Origin of the sequence: Campylobacter sp. B0100352/1 (genome assembly GCF_020135855.1) — a bacterium.
In the GTDB taxonomy this organism is placed as follows: Bacteria; Campylobacterota; Campylobacteria; order Campylobacterales; family Campylobacteraceae; genus Campylobacter_D; species Campylobacter_D taeniopygiae.
The window spans coordinates 1-303 of sequence record NZ_JACHTP010000122.1 but is presented as its reverse complement, the minus strand read 5'-3'; the positions used below and the strand labels follow the sequence as shown (position 1 = coordinate 303).

1 pseudogene is annotated in these 303 nt (G+C 28.4%); it reads left to right on the top strand.

Going from position 1 to position 303, the window contains the following annotated elements:
* Window positions 1-89: 89 nt before the first annotated feature.
* Window positions 90-303 (top strand): annotated as a pseudogene (locus H2279_RS08815) (hypothetical protein); the annotation flags it as partial.

Sequence of the window (303 nt, the reverse complement as noted above, 5' to 3'; positions counted from 1 at the left end):
AAGACGGAATAATATATGAAAATTTTAACTCGGTTCATTTTGGTTTTAAACCACATCATTACAAGCCTTGTATAGCAAGGATTTATAAAATGGGAATTTTATTACTTAGCACCAATACTATCATAGATACAAGTTCCCTCATAGACAAAGACACTATTTATACTTGTGATGATAATATGATACTTGATATTTTTTCTATCAAAGGTTTAGCAAAGTTTAGATTTTATAATAAATTGCTTCCACAAGGATATAAAGAAACTCTTACAAAAGTTTCTCAGGCATTACAAGAATTAAGCTCAGAGA